A 14407-nucleotide genomic window follows, 5' to 3' on the forward strand; every position below is an offset into this window, starting at 1 on the left:
GACTCGGCGCAGCCCTTGCCGACGTCGCCGTAGCCGCAGACGACGGCCGTCTTGCCGCCGATGAGGACGTCGGTGGCGCGGTTGATGCCGTCGATGAGGGAGTGGCGGCAGCCGTACTTGTTGTCGAACTTCGACTTGGTGACGGCGTCGTTCACGTTGATCGCCGGGAACAGCAGGGCGCCGTCGCGGTGCATCTCGTAGAGGCGGTGGACGCCGGTGGTGGTCTCCTCGGTGACGCCCTTGATGCCGGCCGCCAGCGTGCCCCAGTCCAGCGTGGAGTTCCCGAGGAGCTCCAGGACGATGCGGAACTCCTCGTTGTCGGCGGTCGACGGGTCCGGCACCGCGCCCGCCTTCTGGTACTCGACGCCCTTGTGGACGAGGAGCGTGGCGTCACCGCCGTCGTCGAGGATCATGTTGGGGCCCTCGCCGCCCGGCCAGGTCAGCGCCTGCTCGGTGCACCACCAGTACTCCTCCAGCGTCTCGCCCTTCCAGGCGAAGACCGGGATGCCGGCCGCCGCGATCGCCGCCGCCGCGTGGTCCTGGGTGGAGAAGATGTTGCAGGAGACCCAGCGGACCTCGGCGCCGAGGGCGACGAGGGTCTCGATGAGGACGGCGGTCTGCACGGTCATGTGCAGGGAGCCGGTGATGCGGGCGCCGGCCAGCGGCTGCGCCTCCGCGTACTCCTTGCGGATCGCCATCAGGCCCGGCATCTCGTGCTCGGCGAGGGTGATCTCCTTGCGGCCGAACGCGGCCAGCGAGATGTCCGCGACCTTGTAATCGTGGTTGTGGTGGTCGGAAGGCATGTCGACTCCAGTGGTCAGGCAGCGGTGAGCAGGGAAGAGGTCCGTCCGGGAACGAGGTTGCGATGGATCTCCACCGCGGCGGACGAACTGTTGAGCGTGATGTAGTGCAGTCCGGGCGCGCCCTCGGCGAGCAGCCGCTCGCCCATCGCGGTCGCGTGGTCGACGCCGATCCGGTGCCCTTCCTCGGGGCGGCCGCGGGCCGCCTCCAGGCGCCGGGCGAGGTCCGGCGGGAAGGCGGCGTTGCTCAGCTCGGCGAAGCGCCGGATCTGGTCGTAGCCGGTCGCCGGCATGATCTCCGGGATGACCGGGGTGTCACACCCGGCCGCGGCGACCCGGTCGCGCAGCCGCAGGTAGTCCTCCGGATCGAAGAACATCTGGGTGACGGCGAAGTCCGCCCCGGCCCGGCACTTGGCGACGAAGTGCCGGATGTCGCTCTCCCAGGAGGGCGAGCGCGGATGCCGCTCCGGGAACGCGGCGACTCCGACGGTGAACGAGCCGACGCTCTTGAGGAGTTCGACCAGCTCGGCCGCGTACGTCAGCCCCTCGGGATGCGGCACCCACTCGCCCTGCGGGTCGCCCGGAGGGTCGCCGCGCAGCGCGAGCACGTCACGGATCCCGGCGTCGGCGTAGCGGCCGACGATCCGGCGCAGCTCCGTCACCGAGTGGCCGACGGCGGTCAGATGGGCGATCGGCCGGAGCGTGGTCTCGGTCAGGATCCGCTCGGTGATGGCCACCGTGCGGTCGCGCGAGGAGCCGCCCGCGCCGTACGTCACGGAGACGAAGTCCGGCGACAGCGCCTCCACGCGCCGGATGGCGTCCCACAGGGTCCGCTCGCCCTTCGGCGTCTTCGGCGGGAAGAACTCGAAGGAGAACGAGCGCCGTCCGCTCGCCAGCAGCTCGCCCATCGACGTCATCGTCGGCCTCCCGCGTTGAAGTAGGTCGCTTCGGGGTGGTGGACGACGAAGGCGTCGGTGGACTGCTCGGGGTGCAGCTGGTACTCCTCCGACAGCTCCACGCCGATCCGCCCGGGATCCAGGAGGGCGGCGATCTTGGCCCGGTCCTCCAGGTCGGGGCAGGCCGGATAGCCCAGCGAGTAGCGGCAGCCCTGGTACTCGGTGCGGAACATGCCGGCCATGGAGGCCGGGTCCGCCTCTGCGATGCCCCACTCCGCCCGCACCCGGGAGTGCCAGTACTCGGCCAGGGCCTCGGCCAGCTGCACGGACAGGCCGTGGAGTTCGAGGTAGTCGCGGTAGGAGTCGGCGGCGAACAGCTTCGCCGTCTCCTCGCCGATCCTGGAGCCGACGGTGACGACCTGGAGCCCGACCACGTCGACCTCGCCGGAGTCCTCGGCGCGGAAGTAGTCGGCCAGGCACAGGCGGCGGCCCCGCTGCTGGCGCGGGAAGGAGAAGCGGGTCCGCTCGGCTCCGTCCTCGTCCAGCAGGATCAGGTCGTCGCCCTTGGACACACAGGGGAAGTAGCCGTAGACCACGGCCGCCTCCAGCAAGTGCTCGGTCTGGAGCCGGTCCAGCCAGCCCCGCAGCCGCGGCCGGCCCTCCGACTCGATCGTCTCCCGGTCCTTCAGCCCCCACTGCCCCTTGAACAGCGCATCCTCGTCCAGCCACGACGCGTACTCCGCCAGCTGGATCCCCTTGACCACGCGGGTGCCCCGGAACGGCGGCTCAGGGACCGGGTTGTCGGCGGCCACGTCGGAACGGCCGGCCGGTTCCGGCTCGGGCGCTTCGGCCCGGGGGACCGCCGTGGCCGGCCCGGCGACCCGGCGTCCGCGCAGCTCGGGCAGTGCGGCTCCGGGGACGCCCCGCTTGACGGCGACCAGGGCGTCCATGAGCCTGAGGCCCTCGAAGGCGTCGCGGGCGTAGCGGACCTCGCCGTCGTACAGCTCGTGCAGGTCCTGCTCGACGTACGCCCTGGTCAGGGCCGCACCACCCAGGATCACCGGATACCTGCCGGCCAGACCGCGGCCGTTCAGCTCCTCCAGGTTCTCCTTCATGATCACCGTGGACTTCACCAGCAGACCGGACATCCCGATCACGTCCGCCTGGTGCTCTTCGGCGGCCTCCAGGATCGCCGACACCGGCTGCTTGATCCCGATGTTGACCACGTTGTAGCCGTTGTTGGACAGGATGATGTCGACCAGGTTCTTGCCGATGTCATGGACGTCGCCCTTGACCGTGGCGAGGACGATCGTGCCCTTGCCCTCGGCGTCCGACTTCTCCATGTGCGGTTCGAGATACGCCACCGCGGTCTTCATGACCTCGGCGGACTGGAGCACGAACGGCAGCTGCATCTGACCCGAGCCGAACAGCTCACCGACCGTCTTCATCCCGTCCAGCAGCACGTCGTTGACGATCTCCAGGGCCGGACGCTCCCCGAGCGCCACGTCGAGGTCCGCCTCCAGGCCCGCGCGCTCGCCGTCGACGATCCGCCGCCTGAGTCGCTCCTCCAGCGGGAGCGCGAGCAGCTCCTCGGCCTTGGACGCCCTCACCGACGCGGAACTGACGCCCTCGAAGAGGTCGAGCAGCCGCTGCAGAGGGTCGTAGCCCTCCCGCCGCCGGTCGTGGACGAGGTCGAGGGCCGCCTCCCGCTGCTCCTCCGGGATCCGGGCCACCGGCAGGATCTTCGACGCGTGGACGATCGCCGAGTCCAGGCCCGCCTTCACGCACTCGTCGAGGAAGACGGAGTTCAGGACAGCGCGGGCGGCCGGGTTGAGGCCGAAGCTGATGTTCGACAGGCCCAGGGTCGTCTGCACGTCCGGGTGGCGCCGCTTCAGCTCGCGGATCGCCTCGATCGTCTCGACGCCGTCCCTGCGCGACTCCTCCTGGCCGGTGGCCAGCGTGAACGTCAGGCAGTCGACCAGGATCGCGGACTCCGCGATCCCGTACTCGGTGGTGAGCTGCGCGATCAGCCGCTCCGCGATCTCGACCTTCTTCTCCGCCGTCCGCGCCTGCCCCTCCTCGTCGATCGTCAGCGCGATCAGCGCGGCACCGTGCTCGCGGGCCAGCCCGGCGATCCGTCCGAAGCGGCTCTCGGGGCCGTCGCCGTCCTCGTAGTTGACCGAGTTGAGCACCGCACGGCCGCCGAGCCGTTCCAGACCGGCCCGCAGCACCTCCGGTTCGGTGGAGTCCAGGACGATCGGCAGCGTGGAGGCGGTCGCGAGACGGCCCGCGATCTCCCGCATGTCCGCCGCGCCGTCCCGGCCGACGTAGTCCACGCACAGGTCGAGCAGGTGGGAGCCGTCGCGGATCTGGTCGCGGGCGATCTCCACGCACGCCTGCCAGTCGCCGGCCAGCATCGCCTCGCGGAACTTCTTCGAGCCGTTGGCGTTGGTCCGCTCGCCGATCGCCAGGTACGAGGTGTCCTGGCGGAACGGCACCGCCTGGTACAGCGACGCCGCCGCCGCTTCCGGCCGCGGCGCGCGCGGCGCCAGGGCCCGGCCGCGCACCCGCTCCACCACCGCCCGCAGGTGTTCCGGGGTCGTACCGCAGCAGCCGCCGACGAGCGACAGGCCGTACTCGCGGGTGAAGGAGTCGTGGGCGTCGGCCAGTTCCTCCGGCGACAGCGGGTAGTGGGCGCCGTCCTTGCCGAGCACCGGAAGGCCGGCGTTCGGCATGCAGGACAGGCCCACCGTCGCGTGCCGGGCCAGATGCCGCAGGTGCTCGCTCATCTCGGCCGGGCCGGTCGCGCAGTTCAGGCCGATGAAGTCGACGCCGAGCGGTTCCAGGGCGGTCAGCGCCGCCCCGATCTCCGAGCCGAGCAGCATCGTGCCGGTGGACTCCACCGTCACCTGGGCGAAGACCGGCAGGTCGAGTCCGGCCTCGGCCAGGGCCTGCTTGCAGCCGAGGATCGCGGCCTTGGCCTGGAGCAGGTCCTGGCTGGTCTCCACGAGCAGCGCGTCCGCGCCGCCCGCGATCAGTCCGGCCGCGTTCTGCCGGTAGCCCTCACGGAGCACGCCGAAGGTGGTGTGGCCGAGCGTGGGCAGCTTGGTGCCGGGACCGATCGAGCCGAGGACCCAGCGGGTCCGCCCGTCCCGCGCCGCGAACGCGTCCGCGGTCTCACGGGCGATGCGGGCGCCGGCCTCGGACAGTTCCCCGATCCGCTCGGTGATGCCGTACTCGCCGAGGGCCGCGTGGTTGGCGCCGAAGGTGTTGGTCTCCACGCAGTCGACGCCGACCGCGAAGTAGGCCTCGTGCACCGACCGCACGATGTCCGGGCGGGTCACGTTCAGGATCTCGTTGCAGCCCTCCAGGTGCTGGAAGTCCGCCGGGCTCGGGTCCTGCGCCTGGAGCATGGTGCCCATGGCGCCGTCGGCCACCACGACCCGGGTGGCCAGGGCCTCGCGCAGCGCCTCCGGTGCGCGTGCCATCAGCCGGCCACCTCCGCGAGTCCGGCCGGCCCCGCGGGTCCGGTCAGCCCCGTGAGCCCAGGGGCGATCTCCTCGGCCGCCTCCGGGCCGTACGCGGCGGCCAGCCGGTCGAGCAGGGTCCGCGCGGACAGCGCGTACTCCTGCGTGCCGACCGACTCCAGGACCGTGGTGGCCAGGGCGCAGCCGAGGCGCGCGGAGCGCTCGAGCGGCCAGTCGCGGGAGATTCCGGCGAGGAAGCCGGCCCGGAAGGCGTCGCCGACGCCGGTCGGGTCGGCGATCCCGTCCGCAGGTACGGCCGGCACGGTGAGCGCCGGATGCCCGGCGGCCCGGACGGTGACACCGTCGGCGGCGAGCGTGGTGACCCAGGTGCCGACGCGGGTCAGCACCTCGGCCTCGCTCCAGCCGGTCTTCTCCAGGAGGAGGGCGGTCTCGTACTCGTTGGTGAACAGGAAGCGGGCCCCGTCCACGAGCTCCCGCACCTGACCGCCGTCGAGCCGCGCGAGCTGCTGCGACGGGTCGGCCGCGAACGGCACCTGGAGTTCCCGGCAGGTGCGGGCGTGCCGCAGCATGGCCTCCGGGTCGTCCGGCGACACCAGCACCAGGTCAAGCCGCCCGGTCCGGGCGAGGACCTCCCGCAGGTCGATCTCCCGCGCCTCCGCCATCGCCCCGGCGTAGAAGGTGGCGATCTGGTTCTGGTCCAGGTCCGTGGTGCAGACGAAACGGGCGGTGTGGAGGGTGTCGCTGATCCGTACGTGGTCGACGACGACGCCGTGCTGCTTCAACCACACCTGGTAGTCGGCGAAGTCGAGGCCGGCCGCGCCGACCAGGACGGGCGCGAGCCCCAGCCGGGCCAGGCCGAAGGCGATGTTGGCGGCCACTCCGCCGCGCCGCACCTCCATGCTGTCGGCGAGGAAGGACAGCGAGACGTTGTCCAGGCGGTCGGCGAGCAGCTGGTCGGCGAACCGGCCGGGGAAGGTCAGCAGATGGTCGGTGGCGATCGAGCCGGTGACAGCGATACGCACCGGGTACCTCCTGGGATCCTTGGGGGAGTCGGACGACGGAGTCGGGTGGTCAGACGGCACGCGCCGCGGCGGCCAGCTTCTGGGCGCGGTCGGTGCGCTCCCAGGTGAACTCCGGCAGTTCGCGGCCGAAGTGCCCGTACGCGGCGGTCTTCGCGTAGACCGGACGCTTCAGGTCCAGGTCGCGGATGATCGCGGCCGGGCGGAGGTCGAAGACCTCGAGGACCGCGTGCTGGATCCGGTCGAGCGGGACGCTCTCGGTGCCGAAGGTCTCCACGAACAGACCCACCGGCTCGGCCTTGCCGATCGCGTACGCGACCTGCACCTCGCACCGCTTGGCCAGCCCCGCGGCGACGACGTTCTTCGCGACCCAGCGCATCGCGTACGCGGCCGAACGGTCCACCTTCGACGGGTCCTTGCCCGAGAACGCACCGCCGCCGTGGCGGGCCATGCCGCCGTACGTGTCGACGATGATCTTGCGACCGGTCAGGCCGGCGTCGCCCATCGGACCGCCGATCTCGAAGCGCCCGGTCGGGTTCACCAGGAGCCGGTAGCCCTCCGTCGCGATCGACAGGTCCTGGAGCACCGGCTCCACCACGAGCTCGCGGACGTCCGGAGCCAGCAGCGAGTCCAGGCCGATGCCCGGGGCGTGCTGGGAGGAGACCACCACGGTGTCCAGGCGCACCGCCCGGTCGCCGTCGTACTCGATCGTGACCTGCGTCTTCCCGTCCGGACGCAGGTACGGCAGGGTGCCGTCGTGCCGGACCTCGGCGAGCCGGCGGGACAGCCGGTGCGCGAGGGAGATCGGCAGCGGCATCAGCTCGGGCGTGTCGTCGCAGGCGTAGCCGAACATCAGGCCCTGGTCGCCGGCGCCCTGCCGGTCCAGCTCGTCCTCCGCGCCGTCGACACGGGCCTCGTGGGCGGTGTCGACGCCCTGCGCGATGTCCGGCGACTGCGCGCCGATGGACACCGACACGCCGCAGGAGGCGCCGTCGAAGCCCTTCGCGGAGGAGTCGTAGCCGATGTCCAGGACGGTCTCGCGGACCAGGGTCGCGATGTCGGCGTACGCGGCGGTGGTGACCTCGCCGGCGACGTGCACCTGGCCGGTGGTGATCAGGGTCTCCACGGCGACGCGCGACGTGGGGTCCTGGGCGATCAGCGCGTCGAGGATCGTGTCGCTGATCCGGTCGGCGATCTTGTCGGGGTGGCCCTCGGTGACCGACTCCGAGGTGAACAGACGACGTGTCATGTGCGGGGCTCCTTGGGTGTCGGGGAGGTGCGGAGGAAGGACGCGAGCCGCTCAGGCGGCCGGTTCGAGCCGGTGCACGACCTGGGTGAGGCGCATCTCGCCGCCGGTGCGGAAGGGCTGCAGGCGGCGGCGGTTGTCGACGTGCGCCGCGCTCGTCTCGAAGGCGCGGAAGGCGGGCTCGTCGGTCCAGTCGGTGATGACCCAGTAGACCCCGCCGTCCTCGACGTCCCGGATCAGGGTCTGGCCGAGGTTGGCGGGCTCGGCGGCGATGCGGGTGCCGATGTCGAGCCAGGTGCGCTCGAACTCCCGCTCCGTGCCGGGGCGGATCTCCATCCTGAGCAGCACCCGGAAGGGCGGGCGCGGCCCGGCGCCGTGGTCCATGGCGAAACTCCTCGCTCGGTTCGGTGGCTCGGTCGTGGCACCGTGCCGACACCGCATCGAGGAGTGCTCAAGACCCGAGCCAGCCCCTCACCAGCCCAGCACCTGCTCGCCCCGCCGGAAGGTGCCGCTCGGGCCGCCGTCCGGCAGCAGGGCGGCGTCCACGACGTCCACCGCGGCCTCCTCGGCGCTGCGCCGGCCGCCGGGCATCATCCGGGTGCGGGTCGGGCCCGGGTTGACGGCGTTCACCAGGACGCCGGTCCCCTGGGTGGCGGTCGCCAGCATCTGCGTCAGACCGTTGAGGCCGGCCTTCGACACCGCGTAGCCGGGGCTGCCGATGAACAGGCCGTTGCTGAACGAGCCGGTGCCGCTGGACACGAACACCACCCGCCCCCAGCCCCGTTCGACCATGGCCGGCACGAAGGCCTGCGCCACCCGCCAGGAGCCCAGCAGGTTCACCTCGATCGTCCGCTCCACCACCTCCACCGGCACCGACAGCGGATCGCCCGCGCCGTCCTCCAGGAGCACGCCCGCGTTGCCGACCAGGACGTCCACCGGACCGACGGCGTCCCGCGCCCGCGTGACGCTCTCGGGGCTCGTCACGTCGAGCACCCGGCCCTCGGCGCCCGGACCCAGCTCGCGGGCGGTGGCGGCCGCGGCGCCGGCGTCCCGGGCGGTCACCACCACCCGCAGCCCCCGCGCGAGCAGTTCAGCGGCCACGGCCCGGCCGAGGCCACGGTTGGCCCCGGTCACCAGCGCCACGCGCCGATCCGACATCACGTCTCTCCCCTCACCGGTGTCATGTCGGCCGGATCGTGCCGTCCGCCCCTCGACTTCCGCTGGTGCCCGAGGAGTTCACGAGGGCTCCGGCGGCGGGCTCCAGCGGGCTTCGAGGCGGGTGCTGAAGCATCCACGCGTCCCGTCATCAGGAGAAAGGACTTTGTCGGTGACGACTCACACTTCCGCTTCGGATGCGTCCAGCCCCGAGGGTCTCATCCGGCTCGGTACCGCCTTCTGCGACGCCAAGATCCTGCTCAGCGCCCTGGAGCTGGACGTCTTCTCGACGCTCGCCGCGAAGCCGCTGACGCTGCCGGAACTCTCCGACGTGATCGGCCTGCACCCGCGCGGAGCCCGCGACTTCGTCACGGCCCTGGTCACGCTCGGCGTCCTGGAGGCCGACGGCGAGCACTACCGCAACAGCCCCTCCGCGGACCGCTTCCTCGACCGCGGCAAGAACACCTACGCCGGAGGCTTCCTGGAGCGCGCCAACAACATGCTCTACCCGGCGTGGACCAACCTCACCGACGCGCTGCGCACCGGGGAGCCCCAGGTCAAGGGCAAGGACGGCGACATCGTCGCCCAGATGGCCGACAGCCGGGAACACCTCGACCAGTTCCTCGCCATGATGGACTCCCTCAACAGCCAGGTCGCGCCCAGGCTGGCCAAGGCCTTCGACTGGACCGGCCGCACCGACTTCGTGGACGTCGGCGGCGCCCGCGGCAACCTCTCCGCGCTGCTCATCGCGCAGCACCCGCACCTCACCGCCAAGGTCTTCGACCTGCCGCACGTCGCGCCCGCCTTCGAGGAGCACATGAAGCGCCTCGGCACCCAGGACCGGATCGCCTTCACCGGAGGCGACTTCTTCAAGGACCCGATGCCGTCCGGCCAGGTGCTCGTCATGGGCCACGTGCTCCACAACTGGTCCGCCGAGCAGCGCCTCGGCCTGATCCGCAAGGCCTACGAGGCGGTCGAGCCGGGCGGCGCGCTGCTCGTGTACGACCGGATGGTCGACGAGCGGCCCGCGGACCTGGTCAACCTCCTGATCAGCCTGGACATGCTGCTGGTCACCCACGGCGGCTCCGAGTACTCCGTCGAGGAGTGCCGCGGCTGGATGACCGAGGCCGGCTTCAGCCGCACCGAGGCGAAGGTGCTCAGCAACACCGACTCGCTGGTCATCGGCCACAAGGAAGGGTGACCCGGCCATGCGACTGGGGATCAACCTCGTACCCGAGGACTGCGCCCGCACCGCCCAGGAGGCCGAGCGGCTCGGTTTCGACGTCGCCGCGGCTCCCGAGGGCTTCCGCTCCGACGCGATCTCGGTGCTCGGCTGGGTGGCCGCGCGGACCAGCCGGATCGGTCTGCTGTCCACGGTCATCCAGATCCCGGCGCGGACCCCGGTCGCCATGGCCCTGGCGGCGGCGACGCTGGACGGCCTCTCTGGAGGCCGGTTCCGCCTCGGCCTCGGCATCTCCAACAGCCATGTCACCGAGGGCTGGCACGGCACCCCGTTCGCCCGGCCGCTCGCCAGGACGCGGGAGTACGTGGAGGTCGTGCGGCGCACGCTGGCCCAGGAGCCGGTGACGTACGAGGGCCGGCACTTCGCCCTGCCGCTGCCCGGCAGCGACGCCGGCCCGTTCCGGCTCCCGGGCCCGGTCCGCCGCGACCTGCCCGTCTACCTGGCCGCGGTCGGCACCCGCAGCCTGGAGCTGACGGGGGAGATCGCCGACGGCTGGGTGGGCGTCTTCTGCACGCCCGAGCACGCCAAGCGGGCGCTCGACGCGCTGCGCACCGGCCGCCGCAGGGCGGGCAGGGAGATGGACGGCTTCGACGCCTTCCTGTCCGCCCCGGCCGCGGTCGGCGAGGACGTCGCGGCCGCCGCCGCGCCGATCCGGCCGTACGTCGCCCGGTTCATGAGCCTCGGCGACCGGGAGAGCAACTTCTACTTCCGGCTCGCCGCGCAGATGGGCTACGCGGCGGCGGCCGAGGAGGTGCAGGACCGCTTCCGTGCCGGTGACGCGACGGGCGCGGCCGAGGCGGTGCCGCTGGACTTCATCGACTCCACCTCGCTCCTCGGGCCGCCCGCCCGGATCGCCCGGCGGCTCACCGAGTACGCGGCGGCCGGGATCACCACCCTGGGCATCTCGCCGTACGCGGACACGACCGAGGCGCGGGTCGCGGTCATGGAGACGGTGGCCCGGGCGCACCGCGAGGCCGGCCTGACGGTACGGGAGGGGTGAGGCGAGCGATGCGCGTGCTGTTCGTCAGCTGGGCCTGGCCGACCCACTTCTATCCCATGGTGCCGCTCGCCTGGGCGCTGCGGGCGGCCGGCCACGAGGTGCGGGTGGCCACGCCGCCGGGCCTCGCGGCGCACGTCACCGCCGCCGGGCTGCCCTTCGTGCCGGTCGGCCACGACCTGGACGCGGTGGCCCGGATCCGCGAGTACATCCCGGGGCGGGCGTCCGGCACGCCCGGCCGCGGGCCCCGCGCGGTGTCGCTCTTCGCCGACCTGGCCGAGGCCATGGCCGACGACCTGGTGGCGTTCGCCCGGGCCTGGCGCCCGGACCTCGTGGTGCACGAGCCCACCGCGTACGCGGGGCCGCTCGCGGCCGCGGCCTGCGGCGCCCGCGCCGTACGGATGCCCTGGGGCGCCGACCTGATGCACCGGCAGGCCACCCTGGACGCCGAGGAACGCGAGCTCGCGCCGCTGTTCGCGCGCTTCGGCCTGGGAGCCCCGGACACCCTCGGCGCCCTCACCGTGGACCTCTGTCCGCCCACGATGCAGGTGCCCGAGGAGTCCCGGCCCGGCCCGCTGCACCGGCTGCCGATGCGTTACGTGCCGTACAACGGCGCGGGCCGGGTGCCGGTCCCGCTGCCGCCGGCGGCGCGCCGGCGGCCCCGGGTCTGCGTCACCTGGGGCACCACGGTCGGGCGGCTCGACGGGTCGATGTTCCTCGCCGGGGAGGTGGTCGCCGCGCTCGACGCGCTCGACGTCGGGATCGTCGTCGCGGTCGACGGTTCGCAGCGCCGACTGCTCGGCACCCTGCCGGAGCGGGCCAAGGTCGTCGAGTCGGTGCCGCTGCACTGCGTCCTGCCGCACTGCGACCTGGTCGTCGCCCACGGCGGCGCGGGCACCATCCTCACCGGCCTCGCGCAGGGACTGCCGCAGCTGGTGGTGCCGCAGCTGATCGACCACACCTTCAACGCCCAGCGGTTCGCCGCGACCGGCGCCGGGCTCTCGCTCGGCCGGGACGAGGCCCGTCCCGCGGGCCTGCGGGCCGCGGTCCTCGAACTCCTCGAACAGCCCTCGTACCGCAAGGCGGCCGAGGAGATCCGGACGGAGAACGACCGCCGGCCCACCCCGGCGCGGGTCGCCGCACAGCTCGCCAGGCTCGCCGGGTTCCCGGCCGAGCCGAGCGACCCGAGCGAGCCGACCGAGCTGCCGGCCGAGTCCGCCGAGTCCGCGGCCTCGGGCGCTCCGGGCGCGTCGGCCGGCTCGGCCACGTCCGTCGTCCCCGTCGAAGGAGGCCGGCCGTGCTGATCGGAGTCGGACTGCCCGCCACCGTCCCCGGCGCCGAGGGGGAGCGCATCACCGACTGGGCCCGGCGGGCCGAGGCCCACGGCTTCTCCACCCTCGGCGTGCTCGACCGGCTGGTGTACGACAACTACGACCCGCTCGTCGCGCTGACCGCGGCCGCCGCCGTCACCCGCCGGATCGGCCTCGCCACCACGGTGCTCACCGCCCCGTACCGCAACAACACCCCGCTGCTCGCCAAGCAGGTCGCCTCGCTCGACCGGGTCAGCGGCGGCCGGCTGACCCTGGGTCTCGCCGCGGGCAACCGCGACGACGACTTCACCACGTCGGGCGTCGACCCGGCCGTGCGGGGCAAGCTGCTCGACGCGATGCTCGCCGAACTGCGGGACACCTGGCGGGCGGACGGTCCCGGGGCCGTCGGCCCGGCCCCCCAGGGCGAGCTGCCGCTGATCCTCGGCGGCACCTCGGCCGCGGCCTTCCGCAGGACGGCGCAGTACGGCCGCGGCTGGATCGCCGGCGGCAGCTCGCCCAGCGGCTACCGGGCCAACGCCGAAAGCGTCGAGGCCGCCTGGCAGCGGCACGGCCGCAGCGGACGCCCGCACCTGATGACCCTGCTCTACTTCTCGCTCGGCCCGCGCGCCGAGTGGCTGGCCCAGCGCTACCTCATGGACTACTACGCCTTCTCCGGCCGCGCCGAGTCGATCGTCACCATGGCGCTCACCGAACCGTCCCGGCTGCGGGCCGCGGTGACGGCCTATCAGGACGCCGGCTGCGACGAGATCGTCTTCATGCCCTGCGACGCCGGACCCGACCAGCTCGACCGCCTCGCGGACGCCGTGCTGTAGGCCGTCTCTTCCGGACCTTGGCCGGGTCCGCGGCCGTGATCCGGAAGAAACGGCCTGGCCCGCGCCCGTTCCCGCCCCGGCGGGCGACCGCCCCACCGGACGCCGTTCCGCTCGCGGAGCGGCGTCCGTCGTGCTGACCACGCTCACAAGGAGGACCCATGACCGCCGAGAGCACCGAGCGGACCTTTCCGCTGCCCGTGCCGGATCCGCTGGAGCCCGCGCCCGCCTACGCCGAACTGCGCGACTCCGAGCCCGTCGCCCCGGTGACGCTGCCGACCGGGCACCGCGCCTGGCTGGTGACCCGCTACGAGCACGTACGACAGGTCCTCGCCGACCCGCGGTTCAGCAAGGCGGCGCTGACCGCTCCCGACGCGCCCCGGCTGCTGCCGGTCGCCAAGGGCTCCAAGTCCCTGTTCACCATGGACCCGCCGGAGCACACCCGGCTGCGGAAGCTGGTCGCCCGCGCCTTCACGGCCCGGCACATCGAGCGGATGCGCCCGCACGTCAAGGAGATCACCGACCGCCTCCTCGACGGGATGGCCGCCGGCGGCGCACCCGCCGACCTGATCGCCCACCTGGCGCAGCCGCTGCCGATCACCGTCATCTGCGAGCTGCTCGGGGTGCCGCTCGCCGACCAGGACCGGTTCCGGGTCTGGTCGGACGTGATGCTCTCGATATCGGCCCACTCGCCGGACGCGGTGATGGAGGCCCGGCGCGGCCTCAACGGCTACCTCGGCGAGCTGATCGCCGCCAAGGCCAAGGAGCCCGCGGACGACCTCCTCACCCATCTCATCGAGGCCCGCGAGGAGGACGGCGACCGGCTCTCCGAGGAGGAGCTGCTCGCCTTCGGCCACACCCTGCTCGTCGCCGGCTACCACGCCACCACCGGCGAACTGGTCGGCGCGCTGATCACGCTGCTGCGCGAGCCCGAGCTGTGGGCGCGGCTCGTCGCCGACCGCAGCCTGGTGCCGGGCGCCGTGGAGGAGCTGCTGCGCTTCTCGGTGGCGGGCGGCGGCGCCGGCGCCATGCGCATCGCGACCGAGGACGTCGAGCTCGGCGGGGCGACGATCCGCAAGGGTGACGCGGTCCTCCCGGCGATCACCTCGGCCAACCGGGACGAGCAGGTCTTCGCGGCGGCGGAGCGGGTCGACCTGGAGCGGCGGAACAACCCGCACCTGACGTTCGGCCACGGCCTGCACCACTGCCTGGGCGCCCAGCTCGGCCGGATGGAGCTCCAGCTGGCCCTGGAGGGCCTGCTCGACCGCTTCCCCGGGCTGCGTCTCGCGGTCCCGACCCAGGAACTGACCTGGGTGTCCGGCATGGCCTTCCGCCGCCCGGCGCAGCTCCCGGTGGCCTGGTGACGCACGCGGCACCCGGCCCGCACCACACGGAAGCTCCCCCGTCCCGGCCGGGACGGGGG

12 protein-coding genes are annotated in these 14407 nt (G+C 73.0%); 5 read left to right on the top strand and 7 right to left on the bottom strand.

Features of this window, described 5'->3' with window-relative positions:
- The 7 genes from ACFVGS_RS36955 to ACFVGS_RS36985 form a co-directional block, all read right to left on the bottom strand.
- Positions 1-803: adenosylhomocysteinase (locus ACFVGS_RS36955; RefSeq protein WP_384422128.1), on the bottom strand; the 803-nt coding region annotated here is incomplete at its 3' end.
- 14 nt (positions 804-817) lie between these two features.
- The gene (gene metF, locus ACFVGS_RS36960) at positions 818-1717 is read right to left on the bottom strand and encodes a methylenetetrahydrofolate reductase [NAD(P)H] (protein WP_385696822.1); all 900 of its coding nucleotides are present in this window, start codon (positions 1715-1717) and stop codon (positions 818-820) included.
- Positions 1714-5184: a methionine synthase gene (metH, locus tag ACFVGS_RS36965; RefSeq protein WP_385696825.1), complete on the bottom strand. Its 3471-nt coding sequence runs from the start codon at positions 5182-5184 to the stop codon at positions 1714-1716. The genes metF and metH overlap by 4 nt, the downstream gene beginning before the upstream one ends.
- On the bottom strand, positions 5184-6206 hold the full coding sequence (locus ACFVGS_RS36970) for a carbohydrate kinase family protein (protein ID WP_385696828.1): 1023 nt from the start codon (positions 6204-6206) through the stop codon (positions 5184-5186). The genes metH and ACFVGS_RS36970 overlap by 1 nt, the downstream gene beginning before the upstream one ends.
- A gap of 49 nt (positions 6207-6255) precedes the next feature.
- Positions 6256-7452 carry a methionine adenosyltransferase gene (gene metK / locus ACFVGS_RS36975; RefSeq protein ID WP_384422120.1) on the bottom strand — a complete coding sequence of 399 codons (1197 nt, stop codon included), beginning with the start codon at positions 7450-7452 and terminating at the stop codon, positions 6256-6258.
- A 51-nt stretch (positions 7453-7503) separates the two neighbouring features.
- Positions 7504-7833, bottom strand: coding sequence for an antibiotic biosynthesis monooxygenase family protein (locus ACFVGS_RS36980; protein ID WP_384422118.1), 330 nt, complete (start codon positions 7831-7833; stop codon positions 7504-7506).
- A gap of 87 nt (positions 7834-7920) precedes the next feature.
- Positions 7921-8607 carry an SDR family NAD(P)-dependent oxidoreductase gene (locus ACFVGS_RS36985; RefSeq protein ID WP_385696832.1) on the bottom strand — a complete coding sequence of 229 codons (687 nt, stop codon included), beginning with the start codon at positions 8605-8607 and terminating at the stop codon, positions 7921-7923.
- Positions 8608-8776: 169 nt separating this feature from the next.
- On the opposite strand from ACFVGS_RS36985, the gene ACFVGS_RS36990 reads away from it, so the two are divergent.
- The 5 genes from ACFVGS_RS36990 (at position 8777) to ACFVGS_RS37010 (ending at position 14348) form a co-directional block, all read left to right on the top strand.
- Positions 8777-9805: a methyltransferase gene (locus ACFVGS_RS36990; protein ID WP_384422114.1), complete on the top strand. Its 1029-nt coding sequence runs from the start codon at positions 8777-8779 to the stop codon at positions 9803-9805.
- A 7-nt stretch (positions 9806-9812) separates the two neighbouring features.
- Positions 9813-10847 (top strand): LLM class flavin-dependent oxidoreductase, encoded by a 1035-nt coding sequence (locus ACFVGS_RS36995; protein WP_384422112.1) that lies wholly within the window; start codon positions 9813-9815, stop codon positions 10845-10847.
- Positions 10848-10855: 8 nt separating this feature from the next.
- Positions 10856-12148, top strand: a complete 1293-nt coding sequence (locus tag ACFVGS_RS37000) for a nucleotide disphospho-sugar-binding domain-containing protein (protein WP_385696835.1) — start codon at positions 10856-10858, stop codon at positions 12146-12148.
- Complete coding sequence (locus ACFVGS_RS37005; protein WP_384422108.1) at positions 12142-12987, top strand: LLM class flavin-dependent oxidoreductase; 846 nt, start codon at positions 12142-12144, stop codon at positions 12985-12987. Before ACFVGS_RS37000 ends, ACFVGS_RS37005 begins: the two co-directional genes overlap by 7 nt.
- A gap of 158 nt (positions 12988-13145) precedes the next feature.
- Positions 13146-14348 (top strand): cytochrome P450, encoded by a 1203-nt coding sequence (locus tag ACFVGS_RS37010; RefSeq protein WP_384422106.1) that lies wholly within the window; start codon positions 13146-13148, stop codon positions 14346-14348.
- Positions 14349-14407 lie beyond the last annotated feature (59 nt).

It is taken from the genome of Streptomyces sp. NPDC127114 (assembly GCF_042677525.1).
Taxonomy (GTDB): domain Bacteria; phylum Actinomycetota; class Actinomycetes; order Streptomycetales; family Streptomycetaceae; genus Streptomyces.